Annotated in this window: 17 protein-coding genes; 11 read left to right on the top strand and 6 right to left on the bottom strand. The window is 60.5% G+C overall.

Translation table 11 applies throughout. The features are described from left to right. The first annotated feature begins 39 nt into the window (after positions 1 to 39). A complete protein-coding gene (locus tag FY528_RS02145; protein WP_149069331.1) occupies positions 40 to 486 on the top strand; it encodes a PA2169 family four-helix-bundle protein in 447 nt (148 codons plus the stop codon). 325 nt (positions 487 to 811) lie between these two features. Here the strand turns inward: FY528_RS02145 and FY528_RS02140 are convergent, their stop codons facing one another. Then, complete coding sequence (locus FY528_RS02140) at positions 812 to 2,776, bottom strand: DEAD/DEAH box helicase (RefSeq protein WP_149069330.1); 1,965 nt, start codon at positions 2,774 to 2,776, stop codon at positions 812 to 814. 342 nt (positions 2,777 to 3,118) lie between these two features. Here FY528_RS02140 and FY528_RS02135 point away from each other — a divergent pair, with 342 nt between their 5' ends. Continuing rightward, positions 3,119 to 3,532: an acyl-CoA thioesterase gene (locus tag FY528_RS02135; protein ID WP_149069329.1), complete on the top strand. Its 414-nt coding sequence runs from the start codon at positions 3,119 to 3,121 to the stop codon at positions 3,530 to 3,532. A gap of 23 nt (positions 3,533 to 3,555) precedes the next feature. On the opposite strand, the gene FY528_RS02130 is transcribed toward FY528_RS02135, so the two are convergent. After that, entirely contained in the window at positions 3,556 to 4,101 is a 546-nt protein-coding gene (locus FY528_RS02130) for a hypothetical protein (protein ID WP_149069328.1), read from the bottom strand. A gap of 70 nt (positions 4,102 to 4,171) precedes the next feature. On the opposite strand from FY528_RS02130, the gene FY528_RS02125 reads away from it, so the two are divergent. Next, a complete protein-coding gene (locus FY528_RS02125; protein ID WP_149069327.1) occupies positions 4,172 to 7,606 on the top strand; it encodes a UvrD-helicase domain-containing protein in 3,435 nt (1,144 codons plus the stop codon). A 21-nt stretch (positions 7,607 to 7,627) separates the two neighbouring features. On the opposite strand, the gene FY528_RS02120 is transcribed toward FY528_RS02125, so the two are convergent. The 3 genes from FY528_RS02120 to FY528_RS02110 form a co-directional block, all read right to left on the bottom strand. Continuing rightward, on the bottom strand, positions 7,628 to 8,149 hold the full coding sequence (locus FY528_RS02120) for a vitamin K epoxide reductase family protein (RefSeq protein ID WP_149069326.1): 522 nt from the start codon (positions 8,147 to 8,149) through the stop codon (positions 7,628 to 7,630). A 73-nt stretch (positions 8,150 to 8,222) separates the two neighbouring features. After that, on the bottom strand, positions 8,223 to 8,864 hold the full coding sequence (locus tag FY528_RS02115) for a hypothetical protein (RefSeq protein WP_149069325.1): 642 nt from the start codon (positions 8,862 to 8,864) through the stop codon (positions 8,223 to 8,225). Positions 8,865 to 8,901: 37 nt separating this feature from the next. Further along, positions 8,902 to 9,507 (bottom strand): hypothetical protein, encoded by a 606-nt coding sequence (locus FY528_RS02110; RefSeq protein ID WP_149069324.1) that lies wholly within the window; start codon positions 9,505 to 9,507, stop codon positions 8,902 to 8,904. 78 nt (positions 9,508 to 9,585) lie between these two features. Between FY528_RS02110 and FY528_RS02105 the strand changes: the two genes are divergently transcribed. The 7 genes from FY528_RS02105 (at position 9,586) to FY528_RS02075 (ending at position 17,093) form a co-directional block, all read left to right on the top strand. Next, the gene (locus FY528_RS02105) at positions 9,586 to 12,642 is read left to right on the top strand and encodes a PD-(D/E)XK nuclease family protein (protein WP_149069323.1); all 3,057 of its coding nucleotides are present in this window, start codon (positions 9,586 to 9,588) and stop codon (positions 12,640 to 12,642) included. A gap of 9 nt (positions 12,643 to 12,651) precedes the next feature. Continuing rightward, a complete protein-coding gene (locus FY528_RS02100; protein WP_149069322.1) occupies positions 12,652 to 12,960 on the top strand; it encodes a hypothetical protein in 309 nt (102 codons plus the stop codon). Between the two features lie 20 nt (positions 12,961 to 12,980). Beyond that, the gene (locus FY528_RS02095; protein WP_149069321.1) at positions 12,981 to 13,418 is read left to right on the top strand and encodes a nucleoside deaminase; all 438 of its coding nucleotides are present in this window, start codon (positions 12,981 to 12,983) and stop codon (positions 13,416 to 13,418) included. Positions 13,419 to 13,498: 80 nt separating this feature from the next. Further along, entirely contained in the window at positions 13,499 to 13,804 is a 306-nt protein-coding gene (locus tag FY528_RS02090) for a hypothetical protein (protein WP_149069320.1), read from the top strand. Between the two features lie 44 nt (positions 13,805 to 13,848). Next, entirely contained in the window at positions 13,849 to 14,178 is a 330-nt protein-coding gene (locus FY528_RS02085) for a hypothetical protein (RefSeq protein WP_149069319.1), read from the top strand. A gap of 112 nt (positions 14,179 to 14,290) precedes the next feature. Then, positions 14,291 to 15,130, top strand: a complete 840-nt coding sequence (locus FY528_RS02080) for a mechanosensitive ion channel family protein (RefSeq protein ID WP_232066338.1) — start codon at positions 14,291 to 14,293, stop codon at positions 15,128 to 15,130. An 82-nt stretch (positions 15,131 to 15,212) separates the two neighbouring features. Further along, positions 15,213 to 17,093 (top strand): chloride channel protein, encoded by a 1,881-nt coding sequence (locus FY528_RS02075; protein ID WP_222931775.1) that lies wholly within the window; start codon positions 15,213 to 15,215, stop codon positions 17,091 to 17,093. A 44-nt stretch (positions 17,094 to 17,137) separates the two neighbouring features. On the opposite strand, the gene FY528_RS02070 is transcribed toward FY528_RS02075, so the two are convergent. Further along, positions 17,138 to 18,325: a cation:proton antiporter domain-containing protein gene (locus tag FY528_RS02070; protein ID WP_149069317.1), complete on the bottom strand. Its 1,188-nt coding sequence runs from the start codon at positions 18,323 to 18,325 to the stop codon at positions 17,138 to 17,140. 131 nt (positions 18,326 to 18,456) lie between these two features. On the opposite strand from FY528_RS02070, the gene FY528_RS02065 reads away from it, so the two are divergent. Further along, positions 18,457 to 19,707, top strand: a complete 1,251-nt coding sequence (locus tag FY528_RS02065) for a BaiN/RdsA family NAD(P)/FAD-dependent oxidoreductase (protein WP_222931774.1) — start codon at positions 18,457 to 18,459, stop codon at positions 19,705 to 19,707. The last annotated feature ends 75 nt before the right edge of the window (positions 19,708 to 19,782 follow it).

The raw sequence follows: 19,782 nt of genomic DNA, 5'->3' as shown, positions 1-19,782 counted from the left end.
GTAGTTTCTCTTTCCCACACCCAAAACTATTCTCAGATAATGGAAGCTAAAGTCACCCAAGCCCTCGTAAACGAACTCCTTGAAACCCTGAAAGATGGGCAAAAAGGCTACGCCGAAGCAATGACCGACGTAGAAGACCCCCAGTTGAAGGAAACCTTCAAAAAGTACGCCGCTCAGCGCTCCGAGTTCATTACCGAGCTGGAAGACCAGATGTTCAAGCTGAACCTGAAGCCCGAAGAAGAATCTTCGGTAACCGGAACGGTACACCGCGCCTGGATTAACCTGAAAGGCGCCCTCACCAGCAAGGACAACAAAAGCATTCTGAACGAGTGCGAGCGGGGCGAAGACTACGCCAAAGCCGCCTACAACAAAGCCGCCGAAGCCCAGGACCTGCCCGCCGACCTGAAATCGGTTATCCAGAAGCAGGCCAGCGGCATCCGCGAAGCCCACGACACCATTCGTGCCCTGCGCGACTCGGCTAAGTAAGAACCACGGATTCGCGCGGATTTTTCGGATTGCCCGGATTTCGGGGACGATTTGATAAGTAACAGAAAAGCCTCTATGAATGGAGGCTTTTCTGTTTCTGCTAATTCCGGGTGCTGGCTGGTTTCCTTTCATGTGTCATCCTGAGCAGAGCGAAGGACCTTGCCACGCCCAAATGAGTTGTTGCAACGTGCTATGGTCCTTCGCTCTGCTCAGGATGACACATGAAACAAGAAAAAGGCTTCGCGCAATGCGAAGCCTTTTTCTTGAACAGTAGAATCGTCCCCGAAATCCGGGCAATCCGAAAAATCCGCGCGAATCCGTGGTTCTACTCGTCGAAGTTGTTGTCTTCGCGCTTGCCTTTGTAGCCACCACCGTAGGAGCCGCCACCACGGTTGCCACCGTAGGAGCTACCACCTTCACGACGGTCGCCGCCATAGGAGCCGCCACCGCGGTTGCCGCCGTAAGAGCCACCACCGCGGTTGCCGCCGTAGGAGCTGCCGCCTTCGCGACGGTCACCGTAGGAGCCACCGCCACGGTTGCCGCCGTAGCTTCCGCCACCGCGGTTGCCACCGAAGCCGCCTTCACGACGCTCGCCACCGCCGAACCCACCCGGGCCCCGACGAGGACGCTCACCGCCGCCGAAGCCGCCGCGGTTGCCACCTTCCTGCTGCGCATCACCTTCCTGGCGGGGCGTAGCAATGTTGAAGGCTACCGGCCGGCCCTGAATGGTGCTACGGCCTAGCTGGCTGATAACTTCCTCTACAAACTCATTCGGCACTTCCACGAAGCTGAACTTGTCGTAGAGGGCAATGTCACCGACTTTACCGGCCGTGAGGCTGGTGTTTTCGGCAATCAGGTCCACGATGTCGCGGGGGTGCAGACGGTCTTTCTTACCCATCGTGACGAAGAGGCGCGTGAAGCCGGGGCGGGCAGCACCTTGGGTGCGGCTGGCGTCGAGGCTTTCCTGGGCGCGCTTGTCTTCCTTCATCGTCATTTTCAGCAGGGCAGCCGCTACGTCGAGGGACGTAACGCCATCTTCCTGGTCCTGATCGATGAGGCGCTGCACGCGGGCAATGTATTTGTCGAGGTTGCCCTTCTCAATTACCTCCTTGATGGAGTTCAGCATCAGCGTGGTTTTCACCTCCGACACATCTTCGAAGCTGGGCACGCGCTCCTGCTTGATGGTGGCCTTGGTGAAGCGCATGATGTCGCGCAGCTTGTAGATGTCGCGGCCGCTCACGAAGGTGAAGGCCTTGCCGGTTTTGCCGGCGCGGCCTGTGCGGCCGATGCGGTGCACGTAGTATTCCTCGTCGGCGGGCAGGTCGTAGTTTACTACTACTTCCACGTTCTCCACGTCGATGCCGCGGGCGGCTACGTCGGTGGCTACGAGGATTTCCAGGGTGCCTTTGCGGAATTTATCGAGGGTGTTTTGACGCTGCTGCTGGCCCATGTCGCCGTGCAGACCTTCGGCGAAGTAGCCTTCGGCTTGCAGGTCGCCCACAATCTCATCCACCATGCGCTTCGTGTTGGCGAAGACGATGCCCGACTTGATGTTGTACATGTCGATGAGGCGCGTCAGCACGTCTTTCTTCTGGGGGCCGCGCACCTCGAAGTAGCTCTGCTCGATGTTGGTCACCGTCATTTCCTGATGGTTGACCTTCACGATCTGCGGATCCTTCTGGTAGCGCTTGGTCATCTCCATGATCGGCTTGCTCATGGTAGCCGAGAAGAACACCGTCTGGCGCTGCTCGGGCATTTTCTTGAGCACCGTCTCGATGTCGTCGCGGAAGCCCATGTCGAGCATTTCGTCGGCTTCGTCGAGGATGATCATCTTACAGGCATCCAGCTTGAGGGTACCCCGCTCGATGTGGTCCATCACGCGGCCGGGCGTACCAATCACGATCTGCACACCGCGCTCCAAGGCGCGGAACTGCCGGTCGTAGGAGCTACCGCCGTAAATCGGCACTACGGCCAGGCCACGTTTGTATTTGCCTAGCTTCTGGATTTCGCCGGAAACCTGCACGGCTAGCTCGCGGGTGGGGCAGAGCACAATAGCCTGCACCTCGCGGGAGTCGGTGTCGATAAGTTCGATGGCGGGGATGGAGAAGGCGGCGGTTTTGCCGGTGCCCGTCTGGGCCTGGCCGATAACGTCGCGGCCTTGCAGCATCACGGGAATAGCGGCTTCCTGAATGGGCGAAGCTTCTTCATACCCAACCTCAGCAATGGCGCGCTGCATTTCTTCAGAGAGGGTCAGCTCGCTGAATTTCATTTTTACCTTTTCTTGTTCCATGTCGGTGATAATGGAGTGGAGACTATAGCTCTGAAAACAGCGGATTCAGCGACGCTCTTCTCCCACTCTACACAACGACAAGTGACGGAAGCAACGGACGGAAGACAAAGCCGGCCCAACAGGTTTTTTTAAAGGCAGCTCACAAGCTGCGCAGAACGTGGCCGTTCTCAAATGCGGCTGCAAAGGTACGGATAATTTATGGCAATGGCTATCGGCAGTCTATATTATCTGGCAGATAACTGAGGCTTTGGTAGTTGATGAAGGCATCCGAACCGCGCTGCGGACTATAGTCCGGCTACCCTGCGAAACCTGTTAGCTTTGGGCTGGTATTCTGGCTACTTTATGGATGCACTCGCCCCTTTCCGCTTTACGCACTTTATCACGGTACAGCCCGATGATATCGACGCGCTAAACCACGCCAACAACGTGCGCTACGTGCAGTGGGTGCAGGACACGGCCGGGGCGCACTGGCTGGCAGCTACGCCCGCCGAGGAGCAGCCGAACTACGTGTGGGTAGTGCGCGAACATCATATCCGCTACCTCGCTCCTGCCCTGCTCGGCGACGAGCTGCGCTGCACTACCTGGGTAGCGAAAATGGAAGGCGTGACCTCGCAGCGGCACGTGCGCATTGAGCGGACTGCGGATGGCAAGCTGCTCTGCGAGGCCGAAACCCAGTGGGTGCTGCTCGACCCCAAGACCATGCGGCCTATGCGCATCACGCCGGAGGTGGCTGCGCGGGTGTGGGAGGCGGTGTAGTGGGAGCTTGTAGTTGTATTAGTTTAAAAATGCTCCTGATTCATCTCCTCAATCAACCTTGCCTGAATCCTGCCGTTTTGCAACGTCACCCGCTCCCTACGCCACACCATATAGTTAAACACTTCTGGCTTGGGCATATCAGCTACCTTGGCTGGATCCGTCTTGCGGTAAATCAAGGCTTCTGTTGTTTTGCCGGAGCGTGACAATCCATCCAAGTAGGTGCTGTCGGACTGATAGTAATCAGACGCAGCACGAATAAAAACAGCTTCACGTCGCGGGTCAAGGCCAACTAGCCTAAGCAGGCGTTCATAGCGTTGCCGGCTCCATTGGTAATTGATGCCGACAACAAAGGTGTTAGCAAAATTATAGTCCTCTTCGACAGTACCGGGTGCCTGCATAGCCACAGCCATACCATTGGCATAGGTGAAGGCTGCATATTTTCTATCGATGAATAGTCGGTCGTGTGCTATTGCAAATTCCTCCCACAGCAACTGCCGCCGGTGGTATTCTAGCGCTCCGCCAGTAACGATCAATATTAACCCTGTTATAATCAGCAGCTCTCTTTTCATATACCATTGCAAGATTAATAGGAGAGTAAATTTGAGCTTAATTTAAACTGATTCGCCTTTACACCACTCGATGCCCGCTACCTTCCGCATCTATTCCGCTTCTGCCGGTTCCGGCAAAACCTACCAGCTTACCAAAGAATACCTGCGCCTGGCTTTGGGCGCCGATGAGGCGGGCTATTTCAAAAGCATTCTGGCCATTACCTTCACCAACGCGGCCGCGGCCGAAATGAAGGAGCGCATCATCGGTGCCCTGCGCGGTTTTGCCCGCCCCGGCACCGATGCCAAAGCCGAAGCGTTGCTGGCTGAGCTGGCCGAGGAGCTGTACGCGGAAGGCCTGCTGCCCCGCACACTGGACACACCCGAGCAGCGCCAGCAACAGCTACGCCGCCGGGCCCAGCAAACCTTCCGCCTAGTCCTCTACCACTACGCCGACTTCGGGGTGAGCACCATCGACTCGTTTGTGCAGCGAGTGGTGCAGGCTTTCACGCGGGATTTGGGACTGCCGGCCGCTTTCGAGGTAGAACTGGATGACGAATCGGTGCTGCACGCGGCGGTGGCCTTGCTGCTGGACAAAGTAAACCGGGGGGCCGAGCACGCCCTGCTCACGCGCACCCTGCAGGAGTATGCCCTGAGCAAGGCCGAGGAAGGCCGCAGCTGGAACCAGCTCCCCGACGAGATGATGCGCTTCGGCAAGTTTCTGCTGAATGAATCGGTGCACGAAGCGGTGGGCCAGCTGCAGCAGATGGAGCTGAAGGAATTCCGCACCCTGCACAAAACGCTCAAGCAGCGTCGGAAGCAAATTCAGGCCGACATGCAGGCCCTCGGCGACCGGGCCATGGCCGCCTTGGCCCAACACGGCCTGGTGCCGGACCAGCTGGCGGGCGGCAGTCGGGGCATCCATTCCCACTTCACCAAGCCCCTGCGCTGGCTCGAAGACCCCGTGGGCACGCCCACCAGCACGGCCCGCAAGGCGGCCGAGACAGGCAAGTGGGGCAGCGCCGACGCCATGAAAGGCCTGCTGAAACCCGCGCTGGAGGCCGTAGCCGGGGAGCTGACCGAGGTATTTCAGGAGCTGGAGCAGCGCCGCGACCAGTACCTGAGCCAGTACCTGCTGATTGAGGGCATGCTGCCGCAGCTGTTTCATATTTCGCTGCTCAGTGAGTTGAGCAAGGCCGTGCAGCAGGTAAGCCAGGACCGCAACGTGGTGCTGATTGGGGAGTTTAACCGACGGCTGGCGCAGATTGTGCTGCGGGAGCCGGTGCCGTTTCTCTACGAGCGGCTGGGTGAGAAATACCAGCACCTGCTCATCGACGAGTTTCAGGACACCTCGGAGCTTCAGTGGAACAACCTGCTGCCGCTGGTGGAAAACGCCGTAGCTAACGGCAACCTTTCCCTGGCCGTGGGCGACGCCAAGCAGGCCATTTACCGCTGGCGCGGGGGCGAGATGGAGCAGATTCTGCGTCTTTACCAGGGCCACACGCTGCCGCTCATCAACCGCGCCCAGGACGAGGAAACCCGCGACATTCTGGAAGCGCGCTACATCGGGCTGGAAGGCGCCTTGGAGCCGGCCTCCCTGCAAACCAACTACCGCTCGGGCCCGCAGATTATCCAGTTCAACAACGACTTTTTCGCGCACGTTTCGCAGAGCCACCCTCAGTTGGAGCTGGTGCAGCAGATTTACGACGAGCATTTTGGTCAGCAGGCGCCCGAATCGGCCAGCGCCACCTCGCCGGCCCACGTCGAAATCCTGCTTATCCAGCCCGATGCCCCAGCCCGTCTGTACCGCCCTGCCGAGGGCCGCTACACCGATGAGCCCCTGCCCGGCCATACCGGCGCTGAATCCCTCGATTACGACGAAAGCACGCTCTACCTCACCCTGGCCCTAGTAGAGCAGGCCCTGGCCGATGGCTTTCGGCTGGAAGATATGGCCGTGCTGTGCCGCCGCCGCGACCAAAGCCGGCGGGTAGCCAAGTTTCTGAAGGAGCGCGGCTACGATATCATCTCGGCCGATTCGCTTTCCCTGGAGTTTGCCGAGGTGGTGAACTTGCTGGTGGCTATTCTGCGGGTGCTGCACCAGCCCGCCAACTCCCTGGCCCGGGTGGAAGCCCTGCTGCTGGTCGATAAAGTGGTGCGCGGGGTGCCGCCCACTCCTACCCGAGCCCGGCGCATCGGCGAAATTGCCAAGGAGGAACGCAGCAAGCCGTTCTTCGACGAGCTGCGCCGCCTGGGCTACGACGTGCAGGAAAAACAAACCGGTAACCTGGACCTCTATGAGCTCAGTGAGAAGCTGATGGGCTTGTTTGGTCTGCTGCATCGCCGCGAGGAAAGCGAGTACCTGTTCCGCTTTCTGGATCTGACCCTGGAATATTCCCTACGCTACGGCAACAACCTGGGCAACTTCCTGGCCTACTGGGACCAGCGCAAAAGCAACCTGAGCATCAACGCCCCGGCCGGACGCAGCGGGGCCGTCACCATCACCACGGTGCACAAGGCCAAGGGTTTGGCCTACGGCGTGGTCATCGTGCCCTGGGCCGACTGGAGCCTGGAGCCCAGTTCATCTTTCGGGGGCTCTTACCTCTGGGGACGGTTGGAGGCTGATGACAAGCCCGTGGCCGAAATGCCGCCGGTAGCCGTGGTCAAGCAGCGCAAGGAGCTGGCCCAAACGGTGCTGGCCGAGCAGTACGCCGAGGAGCGCGAAAAAACCTTCGTAGAGGCCCTGAACCTGCTATACGTAGCCTTTACTCGCCCCCGCCACCGCCTCTACATCATTACCCGCCGCCCCGATGCCGGCAAGTCTTCGAAGGACGAATTTGCCCCGGCCACCAATATCGCCCAGCTGCTGCACCGCTACCTCCTAAACCTTGGCCAGTGGAACGAAGAGCAGCTCACCTACGTGCTCAGCCACGGCAGCCTGGCGCCTACTCAAACGAGCAACCAACAACCAGCAACGAACAACCAATTCGCCCTGACTAACCTGAGCACCGCCGACTGGGAGCAGCGCCTGCGGCTGCGGCGGCACGCCAGCACCGTATTCGACTTCTCGGAGCAGCAACAGCAGCGCGAGTGGAGCCGAAAGCTGCACTTTGCCCTGCGCCGCGTCATCATAGCCCCGGATGTAGACCGTGTAGCGGGGCAGCTCACCGCTGAAGGCTTGGTAAGCCGCCGCGAACAACCCGAGCTGCTCCAGCGCCTGCGCCAAGTGGTGCAGCACCCGCAGTTGGCTTCCTACTTCCGCCCCGGCGTCATTGCCGAAACGGAGAGGGAAATTCTGGTGGGCGGTGCACCCCGCGAAGATTACAAGCCCGACCGGGTAGTGTTTGAACCCGGGCTAGGCCAAGGTCGGGGCCGCGTCACGCTTCTTGATTTCCGGGTACCACCGCCCGAAGACCGGCACCAGCAGCTCGTGCGCCAGTACGGGCAGCTATTTAAGCGTCTGGGCTTTACCGACGTACGCGGGCTGCTGTACTACTTCGAGACAGAGGAAGTGGTGGAGTTTAGCTGTTAGGAAAAAGCTGGCAGGCTTTCTCTAGCCCTGATGTTGAATTGAGCCGCTACCAAAGGCCTGTTTAGCGGCCCGCACTACTTCCGGCACGGCCAGGGCCAGCGAGTCTACCGACAGCACGTTGGCCGTTTGGCAGTAGAAACATAAGGCTTTGTTTTCCTGCCACTCTTCGCGGGCAAGGGTTAGGTTCGTTAGGACGTCACTGAGGACTTTGCCGCCCATGAGCAGGGGAACCCAGGGCTTTACAAGGGCGCGGTCTTTGCCCCCGGCCGAGGCCAAAGCCGTGGTGAAGGCGTAGGTAATGAGCATGCCGGCCGCATCGGGCGTGTCGAGGCGCTTGTAGCCGTAGTCGGAGGCGTCTACCTTGTCGGAATCGAAGGGGCCAATAGGTGGGTCGGGCAGGTGGCGGATAATGCCGGTCTGGTACAAAGTCACGATCTGGCCCATAGCAGCCCCTAGGAGGGAGAGGCCAATAATCCAGCGGCGGCGTTTGAGGTCGGGGGTTTGGGCAGTGCGCAGTTCGCGGCTGAGTTGCGTTGGGTTCATGGCAGCGTTTCGGATGAAGAAGGATAGTTCTTCGGTACGGTCTGCCGGCTAAAAAGGGAGGTACAGGATTCGGCTATGCCTCGGTCAGTTGTACCGTCAGCTCGTCGCCGTTCAGACGGTAGCCTTTCACCAAATCAGGCAGCGGCGGATTAGCCTCATGTAGCGCGTACAAACCTATTTCCCGCAGCTTGTGCCAGGAAAGCGTGCGGCCATCTACGTAGATCAGCCAGGACGTAACGCCTGCTTCGGAGCCGGGCGCGGCTTCCAGTAGTTGGAGCAACACCCCGTCGGCCCAGGGATGCACGAAATCCGATACCGGCACTTGGTGCAGACTAGCAATAGGGGGCTCAATAAGGAGTTGACGAGTTAAATCCTCTTCATAAGAAACTTCATACAACCAAGCATCCAGCCATGCCTCGTTCTGTTGATAAAACTCATCTTTATAGTCATAATCCTGCATGAGAACGGCTAGGTGCTCATTCTGCCAGACAACCGTTGGCTCGCTTGGTGGGGATGGGGCTGGAGTGGGTTCAGCACCGCTTAGTTTTTCCTGCAGTAGTACGTAGCTAAAGAACAATGCAAATCCCAGCAGCACCAACAGAGCTAACGGCAGCCAGATGGGTATCAGCACCAATGCCGCTACCTTCAACAAGCCTTGCTTGAGCCGATTTTCCGGCTCGGCGAGTTGCTCTTGGAGTGTGACGCGAATAGGCATAAGTAATTAATAAGTAGAACTCTATAAATCACGCTGTTTAATGCATACACCCTATATACAGCCGGGTTTTGATCAGAAACGCCTTGGGCACGACGCTGTGCAGTGCAGTCAGGGCGCTGTCGGCCCGGCTGGGGTCTTCGTAGATGCCCGTTACCAGCGCCATGCTTTTTGCACTTGCGCTCCGATAAAGCGTGGTGTATTCGATGCTTAAGCTAGCTGTAGGTTCTCGGCGTGGGTAATATTCCCCCGCGTACATTTCATCTTCGTCATTTTCCGGCACCTTTATCAGGTTCTTGCGGGCATCGTATTCTCTTCCCAGCGTATCAATGGGCAGGCGGGTCGCCTTCTGTATAGCAGTCATGCGGGCCCGGAGCGGGTAATAGTGCAGGCTGGTATCCGCCACAACCACATACCGGGTAGCATATTCACTTGCCGAGTCCGATGCAGGCACGTCTGCTGTTTCCTCGACGGCTGCCGTCGTCGGTTCCGGCTCCGTCGATTCAGTCTTGGGAGTGGTGTCCGTCAGCGCCGTGGGTGCCGACGGCTGCGGCGGGTTCAGGGCTCTGGTTGGCTCATTCGGTGAAGACGAACACGCCGCAAGCAAACACATGGCCACCAGCGAAGGAATGATGAAGGAATGCATAGCGAAAGGTAAGACGCCGCGTGCTAAAAGCCGTGAATTGCTGGTGGCACTGTAACGGCCGCCGTATCTTTACTCAGTATGACGCTCCGCCCCGCCCCCGCTGCCCTACCCCTCGCCGAACCCGCTGACCCTACCGTTGCCCTGCAACCCTTTCTGCGCCAGGCCGCCCAGGATCTGCTGAGCCGATTTTCGGGCGCGGAGCTGTCGGACCTGGTGGTGGTGGTGCCTACGCGCCGGGCAGTGGTCTACCTCAAAAACGAGCTGGCCATGGCTGCGCCCAAGGGCGAGGCGCTGTGGAGCCCCCGCGTGGCGGCCATGGAAGACTACATGGTGGAGCTGGCCGGCGTGCAGGTGGAAGAGCCCATTGCCCTGCAGCTGCTGCTCTTCGACATCCTGCGGGAAATCGACCCCAAGCTGGATTTTGACTTGTTCACGGGCTGGTCACGGCTGCTCCTCGACGACTTCTCAGCCCTCGACCAGAACCTGGCCGACGCCAGCAACCTCTTCGAGTACCTGTCCGAAGCCAAAGCCCTGGAACGCTGGGACCTTAGCGACTCGCCGGCCCCGGCCTCGGCCACGGCCGCCTGGTTCCGCTTCTGGGACGACCTCGAAAAAGTATACCGCCGCCTGCGCCGCCGCCTGAAAGAGCAGCACCTGGCCTACCCGGGCTTGGCCTACCGCCTGGCTGTGGATGCCATGCAAAAGCGCCTGCAGGCCGCCCCCGAGCAGGTGCCCCAGCACGTCTTCCTGGGCCTGGGCGTGCTGTCGAAGGCGGAGCGCCGGCTGCTCAAGCTGCTACTGAAGGAGCGCAAGGCCGAAGTGCGCTTCGACACCGACCGGTTTTACCTCGATGGCGACTCGCCCAACCGCGCCGGGCAGCCCTTCCGCCAGCTGGCCGACTCCCTCGACTTACCGCCCACGGCGTTTGGATTTGGGGAGATGGGCGCAGAGGAACTGCTGCGCACCCTACCCCGCCGCGTCCGGTTTATTGGGGTGGCCAACAACTCCATGCAGGGCAAAGTGGCCGGGCAACTGGTGATGGAAGGCCTGCACACCGCCCCCCGGGCCTCGGTGGCCGTAGTGCTGCCCGACGAAACCCTGCTATTGCCGGTGCTGCACGGCCTGCCGCCCGAGCAGGTGCCCCAGTTCAACGTGACGATGGGCCTGAGCTTCCGCAGCACACCCTTGTTCAACCTGATTGATTTGTTGTTTGAGGTGCACCTGACCGGCATTCGGGAGGGCGAAACCAGCTCCGACTACGGCATCCGGCGCTACCACCACCTCACCGTCACGAAGCTGCTGGCCCACCCCTTCCTGCGCCGCTACGAAAACTGGCTTGACACTCAGCCTGAGCAGGCCGCGTTTCACGGCGTGCTCGATGATATCTGCCGGCAGATTGTCAAGCGCAACGCCGTGCTGCTCACCGAAGCCGAGTTGCGCGAGCTAGGCCGCCACCATCCGCTGGTAGAAGCCCTGTTCCGCCCCTGGCGCAACTGCGACGACGTGGTGCAAGCCTGCTACGAGGTAATTGAGCTGCTGCGCGACGTGTATCAGCAGGAGCACACGGCCATCGAAGCCGAGTACCTGTACCTGTTCTACACCCTGGTGCGCCAGCTCGATTCCGCCTTTGACTGCCGCACCCAGCGGCCTTCGGTGCGCTCCTTCCGGCGGTTCTTGTACGAGCAGATGACGCGCACCCGCCTGCCCTTTGCCGGCGAGCCTATTGCCCAGGTGCAGGTAATGGGACTGCTCGAAACCCGCGCCCTCGACTTCGACCACATCATCATCCTGAGCTGCAACGAGCAGATTCTGCCCGCGCCCAAGCGCAACACCTCCCTGTTCCCGTACGACGTGCTCACCAAGTACGGCATGCCCACCTACGCCGAGCACGAGGCCGCCACCAGTCACCAGTTCTGGCGCCTGCTCCAGCGCGCCCAGCGGGTAGACCTAGTATACATTCTGCCCGGTGCCGAGGGCGTACAGGCTGGGGAACGAAGCCGCTTTCTGCTCCAGATTGAGCACGATCTGGCTGCTCAGAACCCAGGCTTGGAGCTGCTGGATCTGACGGCTTCTGCCACGGTACTAACCAACGGGCAGCAGGTTAGTGGCGAAATAGCGCGCGGCTCCGAGGGGTACCAGAAATACGAGGGCGACTTGGTGCTAGAAAAGGACTACGAGATGCGTGGGGCCATTCGGGGGTTGCTGGAGCGGGGCTTGTCGGCCTCGGCGCTCAATGAGTTTCTAACCTGCTCGCTGCGGTTTTACTTCTCGCGCATTGCCCGGTTTCAGGAGCAGGAAGGCGTGGCCGAAGACCTGGGGGCCGATGTGTTTGGCACGGCCGTGCACTACGTGCTGGAGCAGCTGATGACGCCCTTTGTGCGCGAAAAGCGGCCTATCACCGCCGAGGACATTACGAGTTGGCTGCCCCAGGTGCCCGAGCTGCTGGAGCGCGGCCTGGCGTTGGAGGATGGGGAGGAAACCGCTACCCCGCGCCAGCAACTGCCCGACGAAGGCCTCAACCACGTGTTGCGCGGCGTGGGTGTGCATCTACTGGAACGCTACCTGAATTCCCTGTCCGAGCAGATTGCCACGAATGGTCCCTTGCGCGTGGTGGGGCTGGAAGAGGGCCTGACCGGCGACGTAACTGTGGAAACTCCGGAAGGGGAGCGGGTAACGGTGCACCTTATTGGCTTTGCTGACCGCGTGGATGAGCTACCGGACGGCCGCCGCCGCATCATTGACTACAAAACCGGGGCAGTGCACGGCAGCGGCCTCAACCTGCTGGGCAGTGCCCGCAAAAAGTACACGCCTGCCGAAGCCCTGGAACGCTTGGTGACGGAGCCCGGCGGCGGGGCCGAAAAGGTGCGTCAGCTCTGGCTCTACCGCCTCATGCTGGCCCAGCGCGGCTACGCGGCCGCCGAAGCCGCCATTGTGCCCCTGCGCAGCCCCGACCCCGCCCCGCTGGAAGCCGACTTGTCCTTCCTCACCGCCGAAGACATGTCTTTTGAGCAGGCCAGCGCCGAAGCCCTGCGCCGCCTCGTGAGCCGCATGCTGGACCCACAGGAGCCTATCCGCAAAACCGACGACCTGGACGTGTGCCAGTGGTGCCCGTACAAGGGCATTTGCGCCCGGTAACCTGCTGCTATGTTTGCCGGAATTACCATCCCTTTAGCCGTACTATTTTTTGACAGCATTTTTCTGCTGTTGTTTAAGGGTATCTACCTATTGCTCACGCGTTCTGCTCAGCGGCACGAGCCTTTTGGCTTCAAGAAGCAGCTGCTTGTAACGGCCGGGGTGCAGATGGGGCTGCTACTTTTACTACTGGCCCTCGAAATCATCCTGAACCCGCACGGCAAAAGCTGGGAGGATTTTGTATTGGGTATTGCTTTCACCAGCACCTTTGCCGTGCCGCTTTTCCTTTTTATTCGTCATCATTGGCGAACTTCTGTCTAACCTTCAAATTCCCTTTTCTCATGGACGAATTCATGCAAGCTGCCATCGACGAAGCCCGGCTGGGCCGGTCTCAGGGTGGTATTCCCATTGGCTCGGTGCTGGTGCGCGACGGTAAGCTGGTGGCCCGCGGCCACAACAAGCGCGTACAGGAGCTGAACCCTATTCTGCACGGCGAAATGGACTGCCTCAACAATGCCGGCCGCCAGGCCGAGGGCTACCGCAACACCGTCATCTACAGCACCCTGATGCCCTGCTTTATGTGCGCCGGCACCATCGTGCAGTTCAAAATCCCGAAAGTAGTGGTGGGCGAGTCGCGCACCTTCGACGGGGCCCGCGAGTTCATGGAAAGCCACGGGGTGGAAGTGGTAGACCTAGACCTGCCCGAGTGCGTGCAGATGATGGAGGAATTTATTGCCGCCGAGCCCGCTCTCTGGAACGAGGACATCATGGAAGAATAACTGCCTAGGCAGCGGCGGCTCACATCATTATGTAGGCCTATTTAGCCGAGTGGCCGGCATCTGCGGCGTACTTTTGGGTCATGGATACCTCCTTGCTTTCTTCCTCCAAAAAATGCCCGCACTGTAGTCACTGGTCGGCTTGGCAACAGCAAAGCGACGACCGGTGTGAGCGGTGCGGGCAGCTGCTGGACCCGCAACTGCGGCGCAACGAGCAGCAGCGGGAAGAGCTGGTTAATGCGAAAATGTCCTCGGTGATGCTCATTGAGATAAAGCCCGAAGACAGCGCCTTCGTTCGGTTCTTTAAATACATCATCCGGGGCGGCCAACTAGCATTTGCCGGCCTGCTTGCTTTCATAATATGGGTGGTAACGGCATTGGCTGGTTAAGACTTCCGCAGGAACTACGGCACCCGCTGTTTCTGGTGGGTGCCGTGCTTTACCTCTTTTCCAGCGTCAACCGCTACTGGGCGCCGTGGCCGCCGCTGCCCGCCTTTATCAACTCCCACCTGGGCGACCTGTTAACGCTGCCCCTGGAGCTTACCCTTCTGCTGTGGGTGATGCGGCGCTACTACTTTCGCTGCCCAAGCTTCGTGCTGCCCGGAGCCTGGATTATCAGCACTTGGGTAGTCATTGCCGTTTGGTTTGAACTGCTGCTGCCCCATTTCAATCCCAAGGTTATTGCCGACCCCCTCGACGTAGTCGCCTACACCGTGGGGGGGCTTATTTTCTGGCGCTGGATGAACCAATCCGCCCAGGAATGAGCCTGGCTCCTCGCTGAACCTAGAACAAAGCTCCTGCCGTACAACGGCTCGTCTGCCTCGGCGCCAATGGGTGGCCGGGGCATCTAAGCTTTATCTCCTTTGTACTTCTGCTATGCTGCTTCACGACCTCTACGAGGTGCTCACGACCTACTGGGCCCACTTTCTGTTTTTGCTGCCCAAGCTGGCCGTAGCCCTGGTGTTGCTGGTTATTGCTGTGTTTGTGGCCGGGCGGCTGAGCCGCCTGCTGGGCGGGCGCCTGCAGGCCCGCTCCCACGACCCGCTCCTGGCCGAGTTTCTGACCCGGCTGAGCAAGTGGGCGTTTATTGGCCTGGGGCTGCTGCTGGCCATGCAGGTGATAGGCGCAGCCGGCGTGGTGACGGGCGTGCTGGGCGCAGCGGGGCTTACGGCGTTTGTGGTGGGCTTTGCCCTCAAGGACATTGCTGAGAACTTCCTGGCCGGCGTGGTGCTGGCCTTCAACCGTCCCTTCCGCATCCACGACACCATTCAGATTCGCGACAACCAAGCCCTGATGGGCCGCGTGGAGGCCCTCAACCTGCGCACCACCCTCATCAAGACCTTCGACGGCAAGCACATCTACCTGCCCAATGCCCTGGTGCTGCGCGAGCCGCTCATCAACTACACCCGCGACGGGCATATTCGGCAGGATTTTCTGGTAGCCATTGACATTGAGCAGGATAAAGGACCGGGCCGGGTGCAGCAGCTTGTGCTGGACTTTGTGCGCCAGTACCGGGATGTGGAAAATGAAGAACCCCACACCCCCTACCTGATTCTGGAAAAAACCGAGGGCAACGTTGCCACCCTGCACGTGTACTTCTGGACGTACTCCGAAGATTACCGACGCGGCACCCAGCGCCTGAAAAGTGAGCTGATGCAGGGAATCCGGGAATTGCTGGCCGAGCAGGGCTACCCCCACCCGGCAACAGTGCAGTAATTCCACTTTTTTCTGTGGAAAGCAGCCCAACTTTCCCATCTTACCCGTTAGTGCAGATGCGCGGCCAGCTCCGAGGCAGAGTGTGGACTTTTCCGCGGCCCTGTTTCCGTGGCTGTGCCGCCTGAGTACCCGTTCCTACCTTGCTGCCGGCAGCGCCCACCCACTGCTGGCTTTTCCCGTTACTATGCCCAAAAACGTTATCCACCGGCTGCTGGGCCCCTTATTGCTGTGGCGGCTGCGCTACGTCAACGACCGGGTGTACCTGATTGTGCTCAGCATTGTGGTGGGGCTGCTGGCGGGCTTGGCGGCAGTACTGCTCAAGAACTCCGTGCACATCAGCCAGGAGCTGATCTTTGCCTGGGTGCCCGAGCAGTACCGGGTGTTTGCCCTGTCGCTTTATCCCATCATTGGCATTTCCCTCTCGGTGCTGTTTACGCGCTACGTGCTGGGGGGCAAGCTCAGCCGCGGCGTCGGGCCTATTGTCTACAACATTGCCCGCCAGGGCAGTATTGTGCCACGCAGCAAGCTGTACTCGCAGATGGTTACCTCATTTCTGACCGTCACTTTTGGGGGGTCAGCAGGTCTGGAGGCCCCTATTTCCGTGACGGGCTCGGCCATTGGCTCCAACGTGGGCCGCATCCTGCGGGTGGGGCGGCGGGAGCGGCGCCTGCTGGTGGGCTGCGGGGCGGCGGCGGGCGTGGCGGCCATCTTCAACTCGCCCATTGCAGGCGTGCTGTTCGCGGTAGAGGCCATTCTTTCCGAGCTGTCGGCCCCGTTTTTCATTCCCCTGCTTATTTCTTCGGCCACGGCTACGGTGGTATCCAAGCTGCTGTACGCCGGGCAGCCCTTCGTGCTCATCACCACGGCCTGGCCCGTAGAAGCTATACCGTTCTACCTCATGCTGGCCTTGTTCACGGCCCTGCTGTCGGTATACATGATTCGCGTATACTTCCTGGCGGAGCGCCTGTATGAGCGGTGGCCTAACCCCTTTCGCAAGATTGTGGTGGGCGGCGTAGCGCTGGGGCTGCTGGTGTTCATCTTTCCACCCCTCTACGGTGAAGGGTACAACATCGTGCAGCTGCTGCTCAGCGGGCAGTCGGAGCGGCTGGTGGATGGCTCTTTGTTTGCCGTGTACCGCGACGACAGCGTGCTGCTGGTGCTGCTGGTAGCCATTGGCAGTATGCTGCTGAAAGTGGTGGCTACCACCATCACCGTGGGCTCGGGCGGCAACGGGGGCATGTTCGGCTCGTCCTTGTTTGTGGGGGCGCTGGCGGGGTTTGTGTATGCGCGCGTCATCAACCTAAGTGGCATGGCCCCGGTACCGGAAGTGCACTTCATTGTGCTGGGCATGGCCGGCATGCTGGCCGGCGTGGTGCACGCCCCGCTCACGGCCATCTTCCTGATTGCCGAAATTACGGGCGGCTATGCCCTGTTTGTGCCGCTGATGGCCGTTACGTCCTGCTCCTACCTGGTGACCAAATACTTCGAGCCGTATTCGGTGTACACCCGCAAGCTGGCCAAGCAAGGCATCTACATGCACCAGGACCGCGACCGGGGCCTGCTCTCCCAGCTGGATTTGCACCACCTGATTCAGAACGACTTTGTGCCGGTGCGGCCCGAAAACACCCTGGGTGAGCTGGTCGACATTTTCCGCCACGCTACCCGCAACCTGTTTCCGGTGGTGAATGAGCAGGGGGAGCTGCTGGGCATCGTGAGCCTGGACACCGTGCGCGACGCCCTCTTCGACGACGACCACTACACCACCACCCTCGTGGCTGACCTGATGACCCAGCCCCCCGCCATCGTCAACCCCGACGACATGATGCTGGATACGCTGCGCTGCATGGAGCAGGTAGGCGCCTGGGCCCTGCCCGTGGTCGAAAACGGCCGCTATGCCGGCTTCCTGCTCAAGTCCGCCATTCTGGCGGCCTACCGCCGCCAGCTCCTCAAGGAATCAGACTAGCGGTGGATGACGCACGAATTGAGCATTCACCTATTAACCCATTGCTAATACTCGCCTAGCTGGGGTTGTTTCGGGGCCAGCATCAGGCCGACCATCATCATGATGCCGGTGAGCAGGATGACGACGAACAAGATGTTTTCGCTGATTTCGCCGATGAGGTGCTCCCGCGGGATGCTGTAGAACAGCAGCACGCTGATCAGGCCTTTGGGCGCAATAAACAGCTCGGGCACCAGGTCGGTGCGGGCCACGTAGCGCAGATAGAAAAACCGAATGAGCGTGAGTACAGCCACAATCAGCACGCCCTGTAGCAGCAGGCCGCCATTGAGCACGTTGCCGATAGTGATGGAAAAGCCGAACAGCAAAAAGAAAAACGTGCGAATCAGAAAGGCCGACTCGGCGGTGATGCTCTTGAGCTGGTGCAGCTCCTCGCTAAGGCGCTCGGGCCGGAACCAGCGCGCCAGTGGCCCCTGTAGAAACAGCTTGGCGTTGTTCACCACCAGCCCAAACACCAGCACCACAATCAGCGAGGACAGGTGCAGCTTCTTGGACAGCGAATACACGAGCACCAGAAAGGCAATGATGAGGAAAAACTTGACGTGCAGCCGGATCCGGTCGAGCAGAAACGCCAGCGCGGCGGTACTGAGTACGGCCACCACCAGCACGGCCACCACGTCGCGTGCAAAGGTGACCACCGATACGCCTTGGGCAAAGTTGTCCTGCACCGCGAAGTTGAAGAGCATGATGCCCAGAATGTCGGAAAACGTGCTTTCGTACACGATAAACTCCTGTTTTTCGCCGCCCAGATTGGCCACGCTGGGAATGGCAATGGCCGAGCTGATGACGGCCAGCGGCACGGCATTGATCAGGCAGCTTTGAAACGAAGCCCCCACGTACAGGTGCAGCAGCCAGGCAATGGCCCCCGCCTGCACCACCAGAATCAGCAGGGCCGCCACGAAGGAGCGCCGGATGAGCGGAGCCTTTTCGCGGCGCAGCTCCAGGTCCAGGGCCCCTTCCAGCACAATCATGATCAGCCCGATGATGCCGAACAGCTCCAGCATGAGTTGGGGTACGCGCACGGCCACGTCGAAGTAATCGGCCGTTTGGCGCAGGGCAATACCCGTGGCCAGCAGCATCAGTACGGAGGGAATGCGGGTGGCACGGGCCGCCAGATCAAACAGATATGAGAGAATAATGGCCAGGCTCAGCCCGATCAGGATAGAGTAAGGACCCATACGCAAGTCAGCAAAGAGGAGCTCCGGATACGCAGGAAAACGGCGCATGGTCGATTTTTGGCGGCTCCCTCCTGCGGCCATCTGCTTGTTCACTTATCCGCAACTGCCGCGCGGCTGCGTACTTTTGCCGAGTGCAGCCTGCGTTTTCATTTCCCGAAATAGCCATTATTGGCGGTGGCCCGGCGGCGTTGCTGGCGGCTCAGCGCCTGGCCGAGGCGGGCCGGCGCGTGGCCGTCGTTGAGGCGCAGAATACCGTGGGCCGCAAGTTTCTGGTTGCCGGGCACGGGGGCTTCAACCTGACCAATGCCGAACCAGCTGAAGCATTTGCGGACCGCTACGGGCCTCACGCAGCCGAATTCCGCCGGTTTCTGGCGCACTTCTCCCCCACCGACCTGCGTGCCTGGGCCCTGGACCTGGGCATCGACACCTTCGTAGGTACCAGTGGGCGGGTGTTTCCGCGGCCCGAGCACAAACCCGCCGACCTGCTGCGCGCTTGGCTGCGGCGCCTGCACGAGCTGGGCGTGCAGCTCCACACGCGTCACCGCTGGCTGGGCTTTGCCGGCGCAACCGGGCTACGCCTGCTGAACGAAGTGACCGGCGAGGAAACCGAGTGGCACCCCACCGCTACCCTGCTGGCTTTGGGCGGCGCGAGCTGGTCTAAAACTGGCTCCGACGGCCGCTGGGTGCCCCTGCTGGAGCAGTTGGGCGTGCAATGCGTACCGTTTGCCCCCAGCAACTGCGGGGCTGAGGTGGCCTGGTCGGCCTTCTTCCGGGAAAAAGTAGGCAGGACTCCGCTCAAGAACGTGGCCCTGAGCTGCCAGGGCCGCCTTGTGCGCGGGGAAATCCTGCTCACCGATTACGGCCTGGAGGGTACGCCCGTGTACGCCCTGACCCCGCAGCTGCGCGCGGCCCTAGCTGCCGGCACCCCGGCGTACCTACACCTCAACCTCAAACCCGATGTGCCGCTGCCCCAGCTGGCGGAGAAGCTGCGGCAGCGGCGGGCAAGTCAGTCGTGGCCGAAGTTTCTGGCCGAGGTCCTGCGCCTGAAGCCGCCGGTGCCCACGCTGCTGCGGGAGCTGGTGCCCGAGCTGCCGGTCGACCCCGACACTCTGGCCCGGCTGCTGACCCAGCTGCCCATCCCCGTAGCCGGACTCCGCCCACTGGAAGAGGCCATCAGCTCGGCGGGAGGCGTGGCGTGGTCGGAGGTAACGGAAGGACTGATGCTGCGCCAGCGGCCGGGCACCTTCGTAGCGGGCGAAATGCTGGACTGGGAAGCGCCTACCGGCGGCTATCTGCTGCAGGGCTGCTTCAGCACCGGCGCCTGGGCCGCCCAGGCCATACGGAGGTACCTGGAAATGAAGAATGAGAAGGCGGGGTGGTGAGTGGAGCCGAATATTCCGGGCAGTCCTTAGGGTACTGCAACGTAAAAGCCCCTGCGGGCCGTGGTGGCGTCAGGG

Origin of the sequence: Hymenobacter lutimineralis (assembly GCF_008271285.1) — a bacterium.
Lineage (GTDB): Bacteria > Bacteroidota > Bacteroidia > Cytophagales > Hymenobacteraceae > Hymenobacter > Hymenobacter lutimineralis.
This window is presented reverse-complemented; position numbering and strand designations above follow the sequence as displayed.